Here is a 19,487-nt window from a genome sequence, read left to right as displayed (position 1 = left end):
ATAGTCGTATAACGAGGGAATGAAATGACAAAAACCTCTGTACCTCTCTACCACAATGCCCTATGCCTGAACGAATTGTTCGACTCTGTATTCAGGCAATTTGGTGACAGCACCGCCTTTTCACATTCAGGTGGCAGCATCTCTTTTGCTGAGCTTGATCAGAAAAGCCGCATCCTGGCTGGCTGGTTTCAACAACAACTTGAACTGAAGCCAGGTGATCGTGTCGCGGTTCAATTACCCAATATAATGCAATACCCACTGGTGATGGTTGCCATCCAACGCGCCGGACTGGTCTTAGTTAACAGCAATCCACTGTACACACCCGCAGAACTACATTTTCAGCTCAAGGACAGTGGCGCTCGTGCGCTCATTACCTTTGCCCCTCTGGCTCGCCGTGCGGCTATAGCGCTGGAGGATACTGCAGTTACCAGTATCCTGATAACCGAGCTGGGGGACCTTCACCCACCCATGAAGGGTTGGCTGTTAAATCAATACGTTCGTCATATAGCCATGCCTTTTTCCGACAGCAGCCTCCCACAAGTAACCTGGCTGCAGGATGTACTGAGCCAACACTCGACGGAAGCCTGGCAGCCGGTTAAACAAACATCGAATGATCTGGCACTGCTGCAATATACCGGTGGTACAACCGGTATTCCTAAAGGAGCCATGCTTACACAAGGCAATTTGATGGCCAATCTTAAACAGCTTAAGGACCTGCTGGAAAGATACACCCACACTGGACAGGAGCGCCTGCTACAACCCTTACCGCTTTATCATATCTATGCCTTCATGCTGAATCTTGCTTTTTTCAGTCAGGGCGCCAATACGGAGCTGGTACCCAACCCCAAAAACATCAAGTCGTTAATCCGTTGCTTTCAGACACATAAACCCACTGTCTTCGCTGGAATAAATCCGCTATTTAATACGCTGTTAAACCACAAACACTTCAAACGCCTTAGCTTTAAACACCTGGGACTAACCATTTCTGGCGGCATGGCATTATCACCCCTGCTGGGAACTGCCTGGTCTGAAGTGACCGGATCAGCCATCGCTGAAGGTTATGGTTTAACTGAGTGTTCGCCGGTTGTCAGTGTCAACCGCCCAGATCACATCATTATAGGCAGTGTTGGACCCGCACTTAGCAATACCCAGGTACGTATTATCGATGAGCAAGGTAATCTTCTGCCAATAGGTGAAACCGGCGAGATACAAGTCAAAGGGCCACAAGTCATGGCAGGCTACTGGAATCAACCTGAAGAAACCCAACAGGCGCTCTCCAGAGACGGCTGGCTGAATACCGGTGACATAGGTCTGCTGACGCAGGAAGGTGCACTTAAAATCATTGACCGAAAAAAAGAACTGATTTGTGTCTCTGGCTTTAAAGTATTTCCCAGCGAACTGGAAACCCTGGTATGCAGTATGCCTGAGGTAGAAGACTGCGCAGCGATCGGCATACCGGATGAAGCAACCGGAGAGAAGATCAAACTCTATGTCATGACCCGAAGCACCAACCTTACCCCCCAAACCGTACGTACTTACTGCAAGGAACGGCTGACGGCCTATAAAGTGCCAAAATGTGTGGAGTTCTGCAGCACACTACCTCGCACACCTGTTGGCAAAGTACTCAGACGCAAATTGAAAGAGCAGGCGTTGCGTCAGTTGGAAAACAACTCACGCAACTCCAATCAGGCTCGATGAGCCAAGCGAAAGCAAGGCACATAGTCCTCATGATTGATTTTCATGCGCCGCTGTTGCACAAAGCTCTCCAGCAGCTCTGCCAGCGCATCGATTACCTGCGGATCACCCGTTAGCTGAAATGGTCCACGCTCTTCAATTGCTCGAATCCCTGGCTCCTTGACATTGCCGGCAACGATGCCAGACAGCGCACAGCGTAATTGAGCCGCCAATGCATAGTCTGGCTGTTGTAAAGACAAATTCAGCCCCTCCATCAACTCATGTGTTGGCTCAAAGGGTTGCTGTAACGCCAACGGAATCATCAGGTCCCAGTTAAAGTGGTAAGACTCACCGTTGGATTTACGATAGCGGGTCACTTCATCCAGGCGTTCTTTCATCCGCTGTGCGACAGCATGCGCATCCCCGGTAATAATCTCATAAAAACGTCTTGCTGGCTCACCCAGTGTTGCGGCGATAAACTTGTCCAACGTTTCAAAATAGGTTTTACTCTCTTCTGGCCCGGTAAAAATTAACGGGAAAGGCATGTGAGCATTCTCTTCGCGCAGCAGGATGCCCAAAATATAAAGTATCTCTTCTGCTGTTCCAGCACCACCAGGGAACACAATAATGCCATGGCCTAAGCGGACAAAGGCTTCCAGACGTTTTTCAATATCCGGCAGGATCAGCAGTTCGTTCACTATCGGGTTGGGTGATTCAGCGGCAATAATTCCAGGCTCGGTAATACCGAGATAACGTCCCTGGGTAATGCGCTGTTTAGAATGCGCAATAGTCGCACCTTTCATCGGACCTTTCATCGCACCGGGTCCACAGCCAGTACAGATATTCATCTTACGCAGGCCCAATTCATAACCGACTTTTTTGGTATAGTCATACTCAATACGGTTAATCGAATGACCACCCCAGCAAACCACCGTATCAGGTTTAACATGGGGACGCATCGCACCAGCATGACGCAAAATATGAAATACCAGATTGGTGATCCGCTCAGATTCAGTTAACTCATCATCACCACTATCCAGCTCATCCTGAACATACAGCAGATCACGCAATACCGAAAACAGATGTTCGCGTATCCCTTGAATCATTTCACCATCAACAAAAGCCGAGGCGGGTGCATTGATCAGATCCAGTTGGACATCACGAAACTTTTGACTGATCTGAACATCGAAACGACGAAAGCGGTGTAGCACCTTACGCGTGCTATCCATTTCACTGCCAGTATTAAGCACAGCCAATGCACACTGACGAAACAGGGTGTGCAAACCACTGTTACTTCTGTCCTGTAATCTTGCTACCTCATGGGGCGACAGGGTGTCAAGATTACCTAAAGGGGTGATGCTGGCATCGACAAACTGCTCGGTGATCATACGGCTCTCCTGCTAATCAACTATCCAATTTTGTGTTTATATTACTATGGTTTTATATCAAAACTGTGTTTCTTGCCAAAACGCTGGGTAAAACGGGCAACAAAGATGCACTCTGCTGCGCTGAAGGGTAAAATCAGCGCTCTTTTGCGAATCAACACAGACAGCGACTTCTATGACAACTTCAGTAATCAGCTCTGATCAAACCGGCGGCCCACGTGAAGAGCTGCACAAACATGACACACACTACACACTACTGGGCACAGCGCATGTTTCCAAGGCCAGTGCCAGCGAAGTGAGTGAACTGATTCGTTCAGGAGAGTTTGATGCTGTCGCGATAGAGCTTTGTCCCGGACGTCTGCGGTCTATGCAAGATCCTGAAGCGCTGGCAAAAATGGATCTGTTCCAGGTTATCCGTGAAGGCAAAGCAGGGATGGTTGCCGCCAGCCTGGCACTGGGAGCCTTTCAGCAACGCGTTGCCGAAGAAAGTGGCATAGCGCCAGGCGCTGAAATGAAAGCCGCACTAGATGAAGCAGAAGCCGCTGGACTGCCGGTAATGGTCATCGACCGGGATATCGGCATTACTCTGAAACGGGTCTACCGGAGTGTACCCTGGTGGCAACGAATGAATTTGATCAGTGGTTTAATGGCCAGCCTGGTATCTAAAGAGAAAGTATCGGCTGAAGATATAGAAAAGCTCAAACAGGGCGATGTTCTGGAATCCACCTTCACCGAGTTTGCCGAAGAGTCTGAGCACCTCTACCAGGCGCTGATCACCGAGCGCGATCATTATATGGCTCTGCGCCTGGCACAGGAGAATGGTGACAGTCGCTATAAACGTGTACTGGTGATTATCGGTGCGGGTCACCTCAAAGGCATGTCGGACAATCTGCGCGGGCACTTGCCGGAAGATCCCGCAGAACAACTCAGTTTGCTGGAGCAAATACCTAAGGGTAGCCGCTGGCCTAAGCTGATTCCCTGGGTCATCATGCTGCTGGTTTTAACCGGTTTCGCCATAGGCTTCAGCCGCAACACCGATCTGGGATTACAACTGATTATTGAGTGGGTCATGATCAATGGCACTTTAGCCGCGTTGGGAGCGCTGATTGCCAAAGCGCATCCCTTAACGATCATCGGTACATTTTTTGCCGCACCGTTTACCTCACTGAACCCCACTATAGGGGCAGGCATGGTCGCTGCAGCCATCGAAATAGCCATGCGCAAACCAACCGTAGGAGATTTTTCCCGACTCCGTCAGGATGTCACCCGACTGAGGGGGTGGTGGCGTAACCGGGTATCCCGAACACTACTCGTGTTCATACTCGCCACATTTGGCTCAGCACTGGGTACCTACCTTGGCGGCTTCAGAATATTTGGCCAACTTGCGGCAGCCGGCTAACCCTGAAACTGTATGATTTTATTTATCGGTATCAGCGACTTCAATGAGCAGATTATTAGCCCAACTCACACTGTTCATATAACAGCGGTTAAGTCGCTGAACCACCACTTGTGATGCTGATCCCAGGCGTGCATCTTCATAGGCAATAGTCAGGCGTAGAATTTCACCCAAACGCCCCTGTTGTTTCAGCAATGCCTCACGCACAGCCTCACTCAGCGGCAGTTGCAGGCAGAGCTTATCCAGTGGCTCATCCAGCAGGGTATCCATCATTGACAAGATACCCACAAGAAAGGCACTGTCTGGATGATCGTGTTGTGATTCTTCAGCAAGACGCTCACACATAGCGGCACGAGTGAGCGCCTTGGGTAGCAACAATAAATTACAGGGATTGTTGTCCGCCAGCAAAATCACAATAATCAACTTGCGCAAACCACTAAAGCCAACCAGAATCATTGCCTGACGTAAACTGCTGATTTCACATTGGCGTCGGTATAGGGGTGAGTTACACAGCCGCAACAGGCGTATACAAAGCGGTGAATCCTGCGCCATCAACGATTCCAGCTTGTCATACTCCGGCTCCCGCTCATTCAAAACAGCCAGCAGACGCAACTGGGCAGCCTTATTACTGCTACGCTTAATAAACTGGCTTTGCCTGACTTCCGGGCGGGCATAAAAATAGCCCTGAAACAGAGTAAAGCCCAAGTCACGACAACGCTTAAAGGTGTCGAAATCTTCTACTTTTTCAGCCAGGAGTTGAATGCCGTATGATTTATACAGCTCAAGTTCCTGCTCATTAATACCGTTATTAAGTAGATCTATCTTAACAATATCGGCTAACGCCAATAACGGGGAAGTGGCTTTATTGAGGACAAAATCATCCAGTGCGATGCGATAACCCAGGGCTTTGATATTGCGAAGGGCGGCCATGACTTCAGCATCACCTTCAACACTTTCAAGCACTTCCAATACGATACGATCAGCAACCGGTGGTAAAAGATCCGGGTTTACCAACCACTCACGGGGGGTGTTAAAAAACAGCTCACGGGGACCACTAAGCGCTTCCCGTCCCATTTCGTAAAAAGCAATATTACAGACACGTGCGGTAGCCACCAGAGGGTTATCAATCACAGCTGCTCTGGCATTCACACTGGCACGATAAAGCAACTCGTCACCCACATGCCGTAAATGCTGATCACATATAGGTTGTAGTGCAAGACAATAATCAGTTACTTTTTTCTGTTCCTGTTCCGGCATCAAAGGCTCCCTGCAGCAAGTCCGGAATGCATAAGCACTCCATCACCAAGCATGATTTTAAGCCATTCAGCCGCAAAACCCTATACCCTACTGTCAGAATCAGTTAACCACCGGTCATATTCATAAAGCGCACCACCTGAACTTCACCATCCGTAGTGAAGTGATGGGATTCAGGTTTCAGCTCCATGGCAGCAATAATGGCCTGGCGTAACGGGCCGCTGTCAAAGCAGTGATCAATTAACTATCCACAAATCATTCACTGGAACATAGCCTTTTATATCGGGATCAGAATACAGGCGGACTAAAAACCAGTCAGTGCTGTAAGTAGAAATTTTTTCCACCGTGGGCCCTGAATCAGAAACCTGAATATTGGGTGGTAAAACCACCTTCGATTCTTTATCAGGCTGTGTATACACTGAAGCCGATGAGTCAAGCCGAAAGAATTGCTGCCAAGGTAGCGATAAAAAATTATGGCGTTGAAGATCATAAATATCAGAGTCGAAAGCCGCTCCTTCAGGCCAAGACTGAACATCGGTAAGCTTTCCGTTGAGAAACGTAGAGTTCAATTCATGATAGGTCAACACTTCAGTCAAGGTAACCTTGGCAGGCATGGCTATATAGCCTTCCTGGTCCCTCTTAAAGGAATCGGCCAGCGCTCCAAAAGGCTCAAGCACGGCTTCAATTTCATCCTGATCCCAAGCTTCAACTCCACTATGAACACGCAAAGGACCTTGCTCATTAAAGCTATCATAAATAAAAAACCGAACAGCTCGACGACTGTCTTCCGCCAACAGGATTAAGTCTTCAAGCATCGCTTCGGTTTGAGGATCTTGCGGTCCTTGAGGATAAAAACGTACAAGCAAGGTCTTTGCAGGCTGAGCATCAATCAATTTAGTCTCCCAAGAGAGATCAGAGTAATCAATATCCCAGTAAGCCAATAAATGACCTTTAATTACAAAAGGTTGTTCAACTATATTGACTGGAGTATGAATTAAGTCATCCACCCAGGTTCGATAACTTAATTGTCCCAAAACTCTTGGCGCATTCCACCCCACATGCATATTCAATACACTGGCTGTCGCCCAATCATCAAATGAGCGCAGGTCACGTTCATCATCGATTTTGTGTACAGTCTCGTCAGAGAACTTATCTGTACAGCCAGCCACCAGTATTAATAAAAGCCCAAGCAAGACAAGACGAGGGATAACAGAAACCACAGCTCTTCTTGCGTCTGTGTTCATACTGCTTGATACTCCGATTTAATAATCAGACGCACATTTTCAATTCCGACACGATTTAAATACTTTTTAAGTGCATTCAAGGTACTTCTACTATCACTAACTTCATCGACTTTTCGTGAACGTCCAATTAATAAGCAACCATCTGAATTAATTGGATAATTTCCAACATGTATATAAATACCCCGACTATCTGGAACATCTGAATTATATAGATGTGGTAAAGGCAGATCACGCCTAATATTGCGATTATTTGTTGAGATTGCCCATTTTAAATTAAAAATTCCTTCCACAATACGCTTTCGCTGACGTTGCTCTATCGTATCGGGACCTTCAAGTTCTAGAAAAAAACCATGATGAATCTCCCCATCATGAGGCAATGCATCAGATATAAAAAATTCGCTTATTGTTGAGTGTTCTGTTTCCCATTTGCGGGTAACCGATATGAGGTGAGTCCTTGGCATATCCTATCCTTATAGCCAATCCATATTTACAGTGCACAAACGCATCTGGCGTTCGCACTGCCGCATAATAACTCCTAATGCTAATACGATAGTATTTGACAGAATGTCAGATTACAACAACTTTATCAGCTAGGGTTATCCAATTATGCGAGTCCTTTAAGATTCATTCCTACTCAACCACCAGTCATATTCATAAAGCGCACCACCTGAACTTCACCATCTGTAGTGAAATGATGAGACTCAGGTTTCAGCTCCATGGCGTCAATAATCGCCTGGCGTAACGGGCCGTTATCCTGTGGGTGTGCACGCAATATAGGTTTCAGATCAACCGAGTGCTCATTGCCAAGACAGAGTAACAACTGCCCTTCTACCGTGACCCTGACACGGTTGCAATCACCACAGAAATTATGACTGTGAGGTGATATAAACCCTATGCGGCTGCGGCTATCAGGCATACTGAAATATTTTGAGGGTCCACCGGTGTTATGCGTCAGTGGTGTCAGCGGATAACGCTGTTCAATCATTGCTTTGACTTCATCGCTGGAGCAGAAAGTCTCATCACGTCCATGATCAGAAACATCCCCCAGCGGCATTTCTTCAATAAAGCTGATATCGATGCCACGTTGACGCACCATGTCGACCAGAGCTAGCACTTCGTCATCATTGCGTCCACGCATTACCACGGCATTGATCTTGATTGCACTGAAACCGGCGGCCTGCGCAGCGTCTATCCCGGCCAGAACCTTGTGCAACTCACCATTACGGGTAATCCGACGGAATTTCTCCGGGTTCAGCGAATCCAGACTAATATTCAGTCGATGCAAGCCTGCGGCTTTCAGATCAGCGGCAAAGCGCGGTAACTGACTGCCGTTGGTGGTCATGGTGAAATCTTTTAGCCCCAAGGTACCGATATAATCCACCAATTCCATCAGATCACGCCTGACCAATGGTTCACCACCAGTCAGACGGATTTTTTCAACCCCAAGGCTGGTAAAGACTGACGCAATCCGTCCGATCTCCTCCAATGTCAGTACCTGTTCTCTGGGCAAAAAGGTCATCTTTTCGCTCATACAATACACACAGCGAAAATCACAGCGATCGGTTACCGACAAGCGCACATAACGCACCCGTCGACCAAAACGATCCACCAATGCAGCCGTATTCAGGAGCTCAGTCATTATTATTATCCCAGCGTTGTGCCGCCTGGCTATCTGAAGGACGTGAACTGACCCAGTAGTCACCACTCAAGGTATGCTCTTTTTTCCAGAAAGGCGCCCGGGTTTTCAGATAGTCCATAATGAAGTTACAGGCATCAAATGCAGCCTGACGGTGCGCTGAGGCTACAGCCACCAGCACTATCGGATCACCCGGCTCCATCCGGCCAATCCGGTGAATAATCGTACCACCCAGCAGCGGCCAACGTTCAGCGGCTGTTTCAGTAATGGCTTGCAGTTGCTGCTCAGTCATGCCGGGATAATGTTCCAACGTCAGCGCTGTCACATCCGGACGCTCATTGAAATCTCGCACATAGCCGACAAAGCTGGCTAATGCACCAATATCTGTACGCTGCTGACTCAAAGCGTCCAGCTCTTTGCCGGTATCAAAACGTTCAGCACAGACCTGTATTTTGAACATATCAGCCCCCGGTTACCGGTGGGAAAAAGGCCACTTCATCACCGGCTTTAACCGCTACCTGGTTATCGGCCATTTTGTGATTTACCGCGACCATCAAGCCCGCTCTATCCAGCACGGCATCCAGTTCTGGCTGAGTTTGACGCAACCAGTCGGACAAACCACCCACTGTCACTGTAAAACCGGCCGCTTTAAGCTCAGCCGGGTCAACGGCCAATTCATCCTGCTTCAGTTGCTCCCGTAATTCAGCAAAAAAACGTACCTGAAGTCTTTCGTGGGGCCGCGTGCTGATCTGATCAACACTGGATTCTACGACCACTTGGGCAGATACAGCTTCAGCGGCATCAAACACCCAGTCACCCGACTTACCGCCCTGCTTGGTTAATACGCGGATATCACCAATCAGCATGGTTTTATCTACCGCTTTGCACATATCGTAAAGGGTCAAAGCCGCCACTGACGCCCCGGTCAACGCCTCCATTTCTACCCCGGTCTGGCCTGCCAACTTGCAGGTCACCAGAACGCGGATACCCGGTAAGGCAGTGTCCGGTTCAAATTCGACAGATACTTTGGATAACATCAGCGGATGGCATAAAGGAATCAGATCCGGCGTGCGTTTGGCGGCTTGAATACCTGCAATTCGTGCGGTAGCAAGCACATCTCCTTTAGCGTGACGGCCTTCAACTATCATTTTCAGCGTTGCCGCCTGCATGGTGATGCTGGCCGAAGCCGAAGCCGTTCTGGCTGTAACTGACTTGGCGGATACATCCACCATATGTGCCTGTCCTTTAGCATCCAGATGAGTTAATTCTGACATAATTGCGCTTTTCTCCGGTCGTTTGTTCACACCAGCGGATAGCCGGGTAACCAACGACTGAATGGATAAATTCTGACCCGGTCACCCGCTTCGATCCGGTCCCGGTCCTCTTCAATACGTATCAGGCAGTTGGCTTCATGCATGGAGGTCAGGATCCCTGACCCCTGGTGTCCGGTGGTACGCACTTCCAGTTCGCCACCTTCGGTGATAGTAAAAATCCCCCGGTGGAAATCACTGCGTCCGGTACGGCTTTTCATCGGTTCGGTGGCTCTCGCCTGCCATGTCAGCCCCACCCACTCAGTTTCCCCTTGGAGCTTACGGATCAACGGCTGCAGCAACAGGCAAAACGTCACCATCACGGCTACTGGGTTGCCTGGCAGACCAGCAAATAAGCATAGCTCGCCATCCTGGTTTAATCCCAGATCCCCAAACGCAATCGGGCGTCCCGGACGGATTGCCAGTTGCCAGAAGCTGGTATTGCCAAGACTGCTCAATGCTTGCTTAACAAAATCAGCTTCGCCAACAGATACTCCGCCACTGGTCAGTACCAGACGATTACGCTGGGCCGCCTGCTGTAGTGCCTGTTCAATACTGGCTTTATCATCCGGCAGAATACCCAGATCCTCCACCTCACACTCCAGCCCTTTCAGTACCGAGAACAGCGTATAACGATTGGTATCATAGATACCGCTGGGATGCAGTTCTTCACCGGGCGCACAGACTTCATCACCGGTTGAAAACACCGCTACCTTTAGTGGTTTATAAACACTTGCTTGGTGTAGCCCCAATGATGCGAGCATCCCTATCTCAATCGGACCCAAACGTTGCCCACGCTGCAACACCAGACTGTCAACGGCGATATCTTCACCAGCCTGGCGCACATTGCTGCCGGGCCTGACAGCCACAGAGTCAGCAATCACCACTCGTGTACCACGCAGTTCACACATCTCTTGCATCACCACCGTATCGGCACCCAATGGCATCGGCGCGCCTGTGGTGATCTTTACCGCACAACCTGGCTGCAATAGGCCATCAAATGCACGACCGGCCAGACTCTGGCCCTGCACGTCCCATTCGGACTGGGCACCTAATTCGTCACCCTTGAGCGCAAAACCATCCATGGCAGCATTAACATTCTGGGGAACGTTAAACGGTGCCGTTATATCCTTTGATAGCACTCGGCCCAGGGCTTCAGATAAAGGACAATCGCAAGATGGCAGATGGCCCAGCGCCATCGACATAATCAGACGTGCGCCCTCTTCCAGTTTTAAATGACGATTCCCCTGAGGGGTAACAGAATCAAAGCAAGAAATATCCTTGTTACTCATCCCTGACCTCCGCCAGTTAAACAAAATTGATACACGAAGGCGTCAATTTCATCAAGGTTGTTAATATCCAATAAGGGAAGTGTAAAGCCTTCAGGCAAAGCGGTCGGATCATCGGTTGCCACCGCAATAATGCTGTGGTCCTGCTCACAATGCAGCGACTTGCCCAACACTGGCCGGAAAAGTTCAATTTTAGGGTAGTTTTCAGCTTTAAAACCTTCCACCAGCACCATATCCAACTGATCGGTATCCAGCTTTGCTAGCAAATCTGCCAGCTTAGGGGCCTCATTCTGCAGATCTTCAGTCATCAAAGCCCAGCGCTTGGCCGACGCAATCAACATCTGACGGGCACCAGCATGGCGCAGTTCGTAACTATCTTTACCGGGCAGATCAACATCAAAGTCATGGTGTGCATGCTTGATACAACCAATACGCAGGCCGCGCAACTGCAGTCGCGGCAATAGTTGTTTCAACAGTGTTGTTTTCCCGGTGCCACTCCAGGCTGCAAAGCCAAGTACGGGAATATTGTAGGGTTTCATGCTGTCCGATAATCCTGTTGTTATTATCTGTTATCCAAGCAAGGTTTGTTCCTGTCTTAACAGGAACAAACTAACTAATAACGGAGAATTATCGTTAACTCTTTGGTGTTATTTGTTCGTGTGTATTGAAATTATACAAACTATCCGCCGTAAAACTGACTTGAGCCATACCCATCGCTGCATACCAGCGATCCGGTTTACGCTCACCGGCATGCAACGCCGACTGCAACTCTGGCAACAACTGCTTCTGAAGCATAACAACCATCGGCTGCAATCTTTCTCCGTCATCTGCCACAATAACAGGCTTTCCGGAATTAGAAAATTCTTCACTGAAGCGATTAACCAACTCACGACTTATAAACGGGCCATCACAGGGTACGAATACCACTTGGTCATGCGACGCATAAGTTAGACCAGTTGCTATCCCGACCAAGGGCCCCTGAAAGCCAGATATCAAATCCTCAACAACTCTGACACCCAGATCAGCATAGCGAGTCTGATTACGATTAGCCACGATAATGACTTCATCCACCTGGTCTGACAAACGCTCCAATATATGCTGAATCATCGGCCGACCCTGGAAATCAACCCAGCCTTTGTCTTCCCCACCCATACGACGCCCCTGTCCACCGGCCAGGATAACGCCTGTTACTGCTGTGTTTTGCATCATCCACCCTCAGTTGTTAACTTGCCCTGGTGTAACTGCCACTGACTGTCACAAAGTGCCGTCAAGGCACCCTGCTGGTGGCTGGTCATCAAAATAGCGGCACCACTTTGGCGCAGTTGTGAGACCAATTGCACGCAACGCTCAACCCCCTTTTCATCCAGGCTGGCAATGGGTTCATCCAATAGCCAGAACTGTGGCTGGCACAACCAGGCCCGGGCCATGGCTAATGCCTGGCGCTCACCACCCGACAGGGTTCGCGCCGCTTGACTGGCATGATGACTTAACCCCGACCAGTGTAACGCTTGCTCAACACGCTCACATTTTTCGTGTTTGGCTCCAGGCCGAGATGCCAACACCTGGGCCAGGTTAGCCCGTACTGTTTTGTCGAACATATAGGGTTGCTGATGCAGATAACAACAGCGCCCATCCCCAAGACGCACAGGTTGCTGGTTGATTAGCACCTGACCCGCACTCGGGCGCTGCAAACCTGCCAGCACTTTCAACAATGTGGTTTTACCACTGCCATTTTCACCCCGCAGGTGTACACACTCACCGGCCTGGAGTTGCAGGTAGTCTATTTGCCACAGCGTTTCACGCTTAAAGCCATGCTGCAACCCGATAGCCTTCAGCTCAGCGTACTTCATTGTGCAGCCCCCTGAACACTGCGCCCACGACTGATACCGACCAGCAGGTTTAACCCCAACGCCAGCAACAGTAATACGATGCCCAGGGCAATCCCCTGCACATACTCACCCTTAGTAGTTTCCAAAGCAATGGAAGTAGTGATGGTTCGGGTATACCCGGCTATATTGCCACCCACCATCATCGCACAACCTACCTCAGCAATAATTCGCCCAAACGCTGTCACAGCGGCAGCCAATACGGCAAAGCGCACTTCCAGGGTAATTAACCACAGGGTTTTTATCCGCGAACACCCAAGCGTACGCGCTGTTTCCCAGGCATGACGTGACACGCCCTGATAAGCCATATGCAGCATCGCCACCAACAGCGGAAAACAGATTAAGATCTGTCCGATAATCATTGCTGGCTGGGTGAACAATAAACGCAGATCACCAAGTGGACCACTGCGGGAAAACAGCAGCACCAGGGTCAAACCAATGACTACCGTAGGAACCGCTAGCAGGGTGTTGTTCAGGGTGACAATAAACCAGTGTCCCGGAAAACGCCAAAAGCTCAGCACGAAGCCAAGCATCATCGCAAAGGGAAAGGCAATCAATAAGGCGGATAGCGAAACTCTGAAGGACACCAGAATAATGCCCCAGAGTTCCGCATCACCAGAAATCAAAAGATACAATGCAGCCGTAGTGGCTTCGGAAATAGAATTCATTACTGCATTGTCTTTCGCATGAAATTATTGTTTGGCAGAGGCAAAAAACAACTGCTCTCCTTCAACCTGAAAACTATCAATCAAACGCTGTCCTTCTTCTGACACCAACCAATCTGCAAAGGTTCTGGCCAGATCAACCTCTACATGAGGGTGACGCTCCGGGTTCACCAGAATCACCTGATAGGGGTTAAACAGGCTGGCATCGCCCTCATAAGCCAACGCCAGGTCCAGGCGATTTTTCATCGCCAGCCAGGTACCGCGGTCTGTAAGAGCATAGCCTTCCATCTCATCCGCCAGGGACAACACCCGCCCCATACCCTGACCGACACTACGGTAACCGTCAAAGGACAACTCCTGTCCGGCACTTTCCCAGAAAGCTAACTCTTTCATGTGAGTTCCAGAATCATCGCCCCGCGACACAAACACCGATCCACTTTCCGCGATGCGCTTAAAGGCATCCAGTGCACTTTCAGCCGACTGCAGATCAGCCGGATCGGCAACCGGCCCTACTAAAACAAAGTCATTATACATCAACCCTCTGGGTTCTATACCATGACCGGCTTCAACAAATGTGGCTTCAGCCGCCGGAGCATGTGTCATCACCAGATCCACATCACCATCCTGCCCCAGACGTAAAGCCGCGCCGGTGCCTACTGAGATCACCTGAACACTGATATCGGTCTCTTCCTCAAAGTGCGGTAATAAAAAGTCCAGCAAGCCTGAGTTATAGGTACTGGTCGTTGTCGCTAATCTGAGCATTTTTTCAGCCAATGCTGACTGCATTGTCAGTAGCATCAAACATACTACTAGTAAAAATCGTTTCATAAAGCCCCGCTCCCATTGTGTTTATAGTTTCAATCAGTTGCAGAGCAAGCCACAGGCCAGGTTTGTTACTCACTTTATCCAAGCCCGCATAATATATGAAAATAAAACCACAGCTTCTGAGATTTTGACGAATTACATCCCGCAACATATCTGCTAATATGAGTCAAAATTACACAGGTCAGAGTACACATGGGACATTAGATCCCAATACTGACCGCTTTCGACCTGTCAATCGGATAAACCATGATAACAACAGACTCAGATCTTTGCCGCTCAGCCTCGGTATTGGTGGTAGATGATGAATCCGGCATGCGCAGCTTTCTGCATAAAGCCCTGCAGAAACATTTCGGACTAGTTGAAGTCGCTGGCAGCATCGAAATAGCCGAAGAGATACGTAAGCGTTGCCATTTTGATCTACTCATTGTTGATGTAAAACTCCCGGGGCGTTCGGGTATCGAGTGGCATGAAGCCTTACAGGACCCTAACCGCCACAGCGATGTAATCTTCATGACCGCCTATGCTGAGCTGGACACGGCTATCCAGGCACTGCGTGCCGGTGCCGCCGACTTTATTCTGAAGCCTTTCAGGCTGGAACAGATGATGAATGCAGTCAGGCGTGTACTGCAGCGGCGCTTGCTAGCCCGAGAAAATTTTTTGTTACGACGTGAAGTCACCCGACACATCGCCGCCGATACACCCATGTTGGGTGACAGCGCCGTTGTTAAACGCCTCGAAGCCGTAATCCAGCGCGTGGCACCCACACCTTCACCTGTTCTGATCGAGGGTGAGTCTGGTACCGGCAAAGAGTTGGTCGCGCGTGCACTACACCATCAATCGGGCCGAGAAGGCGCGTTTGTAGCAATTAACTGTGGTGCCATAGCCCCTGACTTGCTGGAAGCCGAGCTGTTTGGGCATACCAAAGGTGCTTTTACCGGTGCTGACCGTGCCCGCGAAGGGTTATTTACCTATGCGGCCGGTGGTACCCTGTTTCTGGATGAAATAGGTGAAATGCCGTTAGCCATGCAAGCCAAACTATTACGAGCACTGGAGCAAAAAAGCATTCGCCCGGTAGGCAGTGAACGCGAGGTCCCCACGCATGTACGTATTCTGGCCGCGACCAACCGCACGCTGAGTGATGAGGTCAAGCAACAGCAGTTTCGTGAAGATCTGTATTTCCGCCTCAATGTTCTGACCCTGACCCTGCCACCTCTGCGGGATCGCAGTGAAGATATTCCACAACTGGCACACTTCTTTTCCCGGCGTCTGTCAGATGACTTGGGGCTTCCCGCTGTACCCTTCAGTCATGAAGACCTGCGCGCTATGCAGGCACACCACTGGCCCGGCAACATTCGTGAGCTGAAAAACTTTATTGAGCGCTGTATTTTGCTTGGACACCTGCCACTGGAAGAACTCCAGCCTCGGGATAGCGCAGCCTTCAGCAGTTCAGGCTATCCCAGTTGCTGGCCGCTGGAAGAAGTCGAGAAGCGGCATATTTTACGGGTTCTGGAAGCCAGTGACGGCAACAAATCAGCTGCAGCACGCCAGTTGGGTATCGCCCGAAAAACACTTGATCGTAAGCTAAGTGGCTGGCTGCAGGACAATGACAGCCTGACAGGAACCGATTAATGCCTGGCCAGTGGAAGCACTCGGTACGCGGTAAGCTACTGGCGCTGATTCTACTGCCGATTCTGCTGACCTTTGCAGCACTGATCGGTTTAACCGCTTACTGGACCACCACCTATTCGGATCGCCAGCTCTACATGAAGGTGGCATCTGATTTAGCCGTAGCTCGCAGTACCCTGCAAATGATGCAGGATCGACAACTGGAGCGCCTGGAACAACTCAGCCATACCTTGCAGCTGCACCCCTACCTGATCAACAACGATCGCCTGGCACTTAACCAGATCATCGATGACCTGCGCCAGAAGCAGCAGTTTGATTTTTTACGCCTGCTGACTCCGGAGCAATTGCAGCAAGACCTGGACTCGCAACCCAGCATTGCGCAGTTGAAAGAGAAGATTCTGGCGGGTAACAGTCTCAAGGGCCTGTCGCTGATTGATGCAGATGAATTACTGACCTTGAGCCCGACGCTGGCTGAAAAGGTTAAAGTACCGGTGCTGGACACCCCCCACGCCAAGCCCTCTGATAAAACCCTGGAAACCCGCGGCATGTTTGTACGTACCCTACAGCCCATTTTTGATAACACGGGTCAGTTACGTTATGTTCTGGATGGCGGGGTGTTGTTGAATCACAACCTGCAGTTTGTCGATACTATCCGCGACCTGGTTTATGGTCAGGACGCACTACCAGAAGGCGGACTGGGAACAGTCACCCTGTTTCTGGATGATGTCAGAGTTACCACCAATGTCCCGGCGCAACATCAGCAGCAACCGGGCCAACAAGAATTCGACCGCGCCATCGGCACACGCATCTCGGCTGAAGTGTATAAGAGAGTTGTGGATGAAGAGCGGGTATGGCTCGATCGAGCTTTTGTGGTTAATGACTGGTTTATTAGTGCTTATGAACCTATTTATAGTTTGAATGATAATCTGATCGGAGTTCTGTACGCCGGTTTCTCGGAAAGCCCGTTCATTTATATGTATCGGCGTAATTTAGCCGAGCTAGGCATCACGCTGGGCCTGATTATGCTGTTGTCAGGCTATTTCGTCTGGCACAGTGCCTACCGGTTACTCAGCCCGATAAAACGGATTCACCGCTCGGTGATGGCGGTACGCCGTGGAAATACCCATGCGCGGATCGGTACGCTCAAGGCTGAGAATGAATTTGCTGATCTGGCCCAACAATTCGACAGTATGCTGGATGAACTGGATGCTCGCCAGGATACCATCCGTCAGTCAGCTGAACGCCTGGAACAGAAAGTAGAACAACGTACTCTCAGTCTGCAACAAAAAACCCAGGAACTGGAACAACACATAGAGCTGCTGAAGGCCACCCGTGCTGAGCTCTTTACCAAAGAGAAGCTGGCGGTACTGGGTGAATTAACCGCCGGAATTGCCCATGAAATCAACAATCCGGCGGCAGTCATTCTGGGACATATGGACCTGCTGCAAGCCGAACTGGGTGAAGGCTGTTTGGTACAAAGTGAAATTGATACCGTGATCGAGCAGGTCTACCGTATTCGTGCCATCATCAATAACCTGCTGCAATACAGCCGCCCCGGTCAAGTCATTGACCAGATGCAAACGCTTGATGTTAACGCGGTTGTACAGGATACCCTGGCACTGGTGCACTACGCGTTGAACAAGAAAGGCATTAGAGTACGCAAGGATTACACTAGTGTCTGCTCAGTGGAAGGTAATCGACAACAGGTACAGCAGGTCCTGGTAAATCTGTTATTGAATGCCGCCAATGCCATGCCCTGCCAAGGCAATATCTGGCTATCAACCCATCCCTGGCAAGCTGAAGATGGTGCCAGGGGCGTGGAGATCAGCGTGCGAGATGAAGGCAGCGGGATGACTGATGAGGTACAGGCTCGCATTTTCGAGCCTTTTTTCACCACCCGGGAGAATGGCAATGGGCTGGGCCTGTCCATCAGCCGTTCGCTGGCCCGGCGTTATGGCGGTGATATCCGCGTCAGTTCTGCGCCAGGTAAAGGCAGCCAGTTCAGTGTCTATCTGCGAGAGAAGGCCCAGTTGAATCAGGAAGATGAAGAGACTATGCGTCAGTTGCTATCCGGTTTTGGTGTGGCCTGATCAGCATAAAGAAAGAAACGCACCATATCGCCCGGAGCAACCTTACTTTCTGGGGGCAACACCGCCAGGGCATTAGCCCAGATCGCCGAGGTGAGTACGCCGGAGTTCTGATTCGGGTAAGCACTCAACTGCCATTGATCATCTTGCCAGATCGCCTGCACCCGCAGGTATTCCTGGCGGATTTTAGTTGCAGCAGAAAAACTGGCTAAACCTGTGAGCCAGGTGGGCTTACGCTCTGCTTCACCCGCCAGACGCGCCAGTACCGGTTTAACAAACACCTGCGCTCCCACAAAGGTTGACACAGGGTTGCCCGGCAGGCCGATAAAAACACTCTGACCTAACCGAGCAAACGCCACAGGCTTACCCGGTTTCATCGCCAGACGCCAGATAGCCAACTCACCCAAAGCCTCTACAGCTGGCTTGATATGATCCTCTTCACCTACGGATACACCACCGGTCGACAGCACCAGATCAGCCTGATCGGCAGCACGGCGCAGTGCTGACAGCGTTGCCGCAAAGGTATCTCCGACCTGCTCAAAACTAACCACCTCGGCGCCCTGCGATTCAAGAAAACCCTGCAGTAAAAAACGATTCGAGTTATAAATCTGGCCAGGCTGTAATGCCACACCCGGTTGCACCAGCTCATCACCGGTAGACAAAATCGCCACACGGACTTTTCGAAACACCGGTAACTCAGCAATCCCCACACTGGCAAGCAGACCTAAGTGGCGGTAATCCAGACGCATCCCGGCCCTAAGGATCGTCGCACCGCGGCAAATATCCTGGCCTGCCCGGCGGATATTTTCGCCAGGTTTCAAGTCCTCAGGCACCAACAGGTCATCAAATGCAGTAAAGCTGACCGCTTCCTGCATCACCACCACATCGGCACCCGGGGGGATTTCCGCACCGGTAAAAATGCGTGCACAGGTACCCTGAGTCAACAGGCCGGGGGCTTGTCCCGCCGCAACACGCTGACTGACAGGCAAAGGTGCTCCGGCATCAGCCAGGCGCAGCGCATAGCCATCCATCGAACTATTATCAGCCGGGGGAACATCACAGCTAGACTGTATATCCTCGGCTAACACACGCCCGGCCGCGTCGGATAAAGCCACAAGCTCAACCGCCTCTGCCAAAGGGGTTAATTGCAACATGGCACTCAGTGCCTGGTCTACGGGCATCAAATTATCGGTTGGTTTCAACGTCTATC

At 50.3% G+C, this 19,487-nt stretch carries 18 protein-coding genes and 1 pseudogene; 4 read left to right on the top strand and 15 right to left on the bottom strand.

Features of this window, described 5'->3' with window-relative positions; genetic code table 11:
* The first annotated feature begins 24 nt into the window (after positions 1-24).
* On the top strand, positions 25-1,698 hold the full coding sequence (locus tag F5I99_RS06140; RefSeq protein ID WP_151054142.1) for an AMP-binding protein: 1,674 nt from the start codon (positions 25-27) through the stop codon (positions 1,696-1,698).
* Here the strand turns inward: F5I99_RS06140 and ppnN are convergent.
* A complete protein-coding gene (ppnN, locus tag F5I99_RS06135; RefSeq protein ID WP_151054141.1) occupies positions 1,686-3,062 on the bottom strand; it encodes a nucleotide 5'-monophosphate nucleosidase PpnN in 1,377 nt (458 codons plus the stop codon). The genes F5I99_RS06140 and ppnN overlap by 13 nt on opposite strands.
* Before the next feature lie 172 nt (positions 3,063-3,234).
* Between ppnN and F5I99_RS06130 the strand changes: the two genes are divergently transcribed.
* Positions 3,235-4,458, top strand: coding sequence for a TraB/GumN family protein (locus tag F5I99_RS06130; RefSeq protein WP_151054140.1), 1,224 nt, complete (start codon positions 3,235-3,237; stop codon positions 4,456-4,458).
* 18 nt (positions 4,459-4,476) lie between these two features.
* Here F5I99_RS06130 and F5I99_RS06125 read toward each other — a convergent pair whose 3' ends face one another.
* The 13 genes and pseudogenes from F5I99_RS06125 to F5I99_RS06065 form a co-directional block, all read right to left on the bottom strand.
* Positions 4,477-5,712, bottom strand: a complete 1,236-nt coding sequence (locus F5I99_RS06125; RefSeq protein ID WP_151054139.1) for an EAL and HDOD domain-containing protein — start codon at positions 5,710-5,712, stop codon at positions 4,477-4,479.
* A 103-nt stretch (positions 5,713-5,815) separates the two neighbouring features.
* Positions 5,816-5,923, bottom strand: a pseudogene (locus F5I99_RS19565) (GTP 3',8-cyclase MoaA); the annotation flags it as partial.
* Between the two features lie 22 nt (positions 5,924-5,945).
* Complete coding sequence (locus F5I99_RS06115; protein WP_151054138.1) at positions 5,946-6,953, bottom strand: hypothetical protein; 1,008 nt, start codon at positions 6,951-6,953, stop codon at positions 5,946-5,948.
* Complete coding sequence (locus F5I99_RS06110; RefSeq protein WP_151054137.1) at positions 6,950-7,414, bottom strand: DUF5675 family protein; 465 nt, start codon at positions 7,412-7,414, stop codon at positions 6,950-6,952. Before F5I99_RS06110 ends, F5I99_RS06115 begins: the two co-directional genes overlap by 4 nt.
* A gap of 173 nt (positions 7,415-7,587) precedes the next feature.
* Positions 7,588-8,592 (bottom strand): GTP 3',8-cyclase MoaA, encoded by a 1,005-nt coding sequence (moaA, locus tag F5I99_RS06105; RefSeq protein WP_151054136.1) that lies wholly within the window; start codon positions 8,590-8,592, stop codon positions 7,588-7,590.
* A complete protein-coding gene (gene moaE, locus F5I99_RS06100) occupies positions 8,585-9,049 on the bottom strand; it encodes a molybdopterin synthase catalytic subunit MoaE (RefSeq protein ID WP_151054135.1) in 465 nt (154 codons plus the stop codon). Before moaE ends, moaA begins: the two co-directional genes overlap by 8 nt.
* Before the next feature lies 1 nt (position 9,050).
* Entirely contained in the window at positions 9,051-9,863 is an 813-nt protein-coding gene (gene moaC / locus F5I99_RS06095) for a cyclic pyranopterin monophosphate synthase MoaC (RefSeq protein WP_151054134.1), read from the bottom strand.
* A 26-nt stretch (positions 9,864-9,889) separates the two neighbouring features.
* Positions 9,890-11,191 carry a molybdopterin molybdotransferase MoeA gene (gene moeA, locus F5I99_RS06090; protein ID WP_151054133.1) on the bottom strand — a complete coding sequence of 434 codons (1,302 nt, stop codon included), beginning with the start codon at positions 11,189-11,191 and terminating at the stop codon, positions 9,890-9,892.
* Positions 11,188-11,727, bottom strand: coding sequence for a molybdopterin-guanine dinucleotide biosynthesis protein MobB (gene mobB / locus F5I99_RS06085; RefSeq protein WP_151054132.1), 540 nt, complete (start codon positions 11,725-11,727; stop codon positions 11,188-11,190). Before mobB ends, moeA begins: the two co-directional genes overlap by 4 nt.
* 94 nt (positions 11,728-11,821) lie before the next feature.
* Entirely contained in the window at positions 11,822-12,397 is a 576-nt protein-coding gene (mobA, locus tag F5I99_RS06080; protein ID WP_151054131.1) for a molybdenum cofactor guanylyltransferase MobA, read from the bottom strand.
* Complete coding sequence (locus F5I99_RS06075) at positions 12,394-13,038, bottom strand: ABC transporter ATP-binding protein (RefSeq protein WP_151054130.1); 645 nt, start codon at positions 13,036-13,038, stop codon at positions 12,394-12,396. Before F5I99_RS06075 ends, mobA begins: the two co-directional genes overlap by 4 nt.
* Positions 13,035-13,742, bottom strand: a complete 708-nt coding sequence (locus F5I99_RS06070; protein ID WP_151054129.1) for an ABC transporter permease — start codon at positions 13,740-13,742, stop codon at positions 13,035-13,037. Before F5I99_RS06070 ends, F5I99_RS06075 begins: the two co-directional genes overlap by 4 nt.
* Positions 13,743-13,766: 24 nt before the next feature.
* Positions 13,767-14,567 carry a substrate-binding domain-containing protein gene (locus tag F5I99_RS06065; RefSeq protein ID WP_151054128.1) on the bottom strand — a complete coding sequence of 267 codons (801 nt, stop codon included), beginning with the start codon at positions 14,565-14,567 and terminating at the stop codon, positions 13,767-13,769.
* A gap of 243 nt (positions 14,568-14,810) precedes the next feature.
* On the opposite strand from F5I99_RS06065, the gene F5I99_RS06060 reads away from it, so the two are divergent.
* Entirely contained in the window at positions 14,811-16,193 is a 1,383-nt protein-coding gene (locus F5I99_RS06060; RefSeq protein ID WP_151054127.1) for a sigma-54-dependent transcriptional regulator, read from the top strand.
* Positions 16,193-18,280 carry a sensor histidine kinase gene (locus F5I99_RS06055; RefSeq protein ID WP_151054126.1) on the top strand — a complete coding sequence of 696 codons (2,088 nt, stop codon included), beginning with the start codon at positions 16,193-16,195 and terminating at the stop codon, positions 18,278-18,280. Before F5I99_RS06060 ends, F5I99_RS06055 begins: the two co-directional genes overlap by 1 nt.
* On the opposite strand, the gene F5I99_RS06050 is transcribed toward F5I99_RS06055, so the two are convergent.
* A complete protein-coding gene (locus F5I99_RS06050) occupies positions 18,250-19,479 on the bottom strand; it encodes a molybdopterin molybdotransferase MoeA (RefSeq protein WP_225307575.1) in 1,230 nt (409 codons plus the stop codon). The two genes, F5I99_RS06055 and F5I99_RS06050, sit on opposite strands and share 31 nt — an antisense overlap.
* Positions 19,480-19,487 lie beyond the last annotated feature (8 nt).

Source organism: Nitrincola iocasae, from assembly GCF_008727795.1.
GTDB lineage: Bacteria > Pseudomonadota > Gammaproteobacteria > Pseudomonadales > Balneatricaceae > Nitrincola > Nitrincola iocasae.
This window is presented reverse-complemented; position numbering and strand designations above follow the sequence as displayed.

Coding starts and splice junctions, on each gene's coding strand:
- F5I99_RS06075 (WP_151054130.1), bottom strand. CDS start 13,038: ATGAAGTACGCTGAGCTGAAGGCTATCGGGTTGCAGCATGGCTTTAAG.
- F5I99_RS06130 (WP_151054140.1), top strand. CDS start 3,235: ATGACAACTTCAGTAATCAGCTCTGATCAAACCGGCGGCCCACGTGAA.
- F5I99_RS06125 (WP_151054139.1), bottom strand. CDS start 5,712: ATGCCGGAACAGGAACAGAAAAAAGTAACTGATTATTGTCTTGCACTA.
- F5I99_RS06060 (WP_151054127.1), top strand. CDS start 14,811: ATGATAACAACAGACTCAGATCTTTGCCGCTCAGCCTCGGTATTGGTG.
- mobA (WP_151054131.1), bottom strand. CDS start 12,397: ATGATGCAAAACACAGCAGTAACAGGCGTTATCCTGGCCGGTGGACAG.
- moeA (WP_151054133.1), bottom strand. CDS start 11,191: ATGAGTAACAAGGATATTTCTTGCTTTGATTCTGTTACCCCTCAGGGG.
- F5I99_RS06110 (WP_151054137.1), bottom strand. CDS start 7,414: ATGCCAAGGACTCACCTCATATCGGTTACCCGCAAATGGGAAACAGAA.
- F5I99_RS06115 (WP_151054138.1), bottom strand. CDS start 6,953: ATGAACACAGACGCAAGAAGAGCTGTGGTTTCTGTTATCCCTCGTCTT.
- F5I99_RS06065 (WP_151054128.1), bottom strand. CDS start 14,567: ATGAAACGATTTTTACTAGTAGTATGTTTGATGCTACTGACAATGCAG.
- moaE (WP_151054135.1), bottom strand. CDS start 9,049: ATGTTCAAAATACAGGTCTGTGCTGAACGTTTTGATACCGGCAAAGAG.
- moaC (WP_151054134.1), bottom strand. CDS start 9,863: ATGTCAGAATTAACTCATCTGGATGCTAAAGGACAGGCACATATGGTG.
- mobB (WP_151054132.1), bottom strand. CDS start 11,727: ATGAAACCCTACAATATTCCCGTACTTGGCTTTGCAGCCTGGAGTGGC.
- F5I99_RS06070 (WP_151054129.1), bottom strand. CDS start 13,742: ATGAATTCTATTTCCGAAGCCACTACGGCTGCATTGTATCTTTTGATT.
- moaA (WP_151054136.1), bottom strand. CDS start 8,592: ATGACTGAGCTCCTGAATACGGCTGCATTGGTGGATCGTTTTGGTCGA.
- F5I99_RS06055 (WP_151054126.1), top strand. CDS start 16,193: ATGCCTGGCCAGTGGAAGCACTCGGTACGCGGTAAGCTACTGGCGCTG.
- F5I99_RS06140 (WP_151054142.1), top strand. CDS start 25: ATGACAAAAACCTCTGTACCTCTCTACCACAATGCCCTATGCCTGAAC.
- ppnN (WP_151054141.1), bottom strand. CDS start 3,062: ATGATCACCGAGCAGTTTGTCGATGCCAGCATCACCCCTTTAGGTAAT.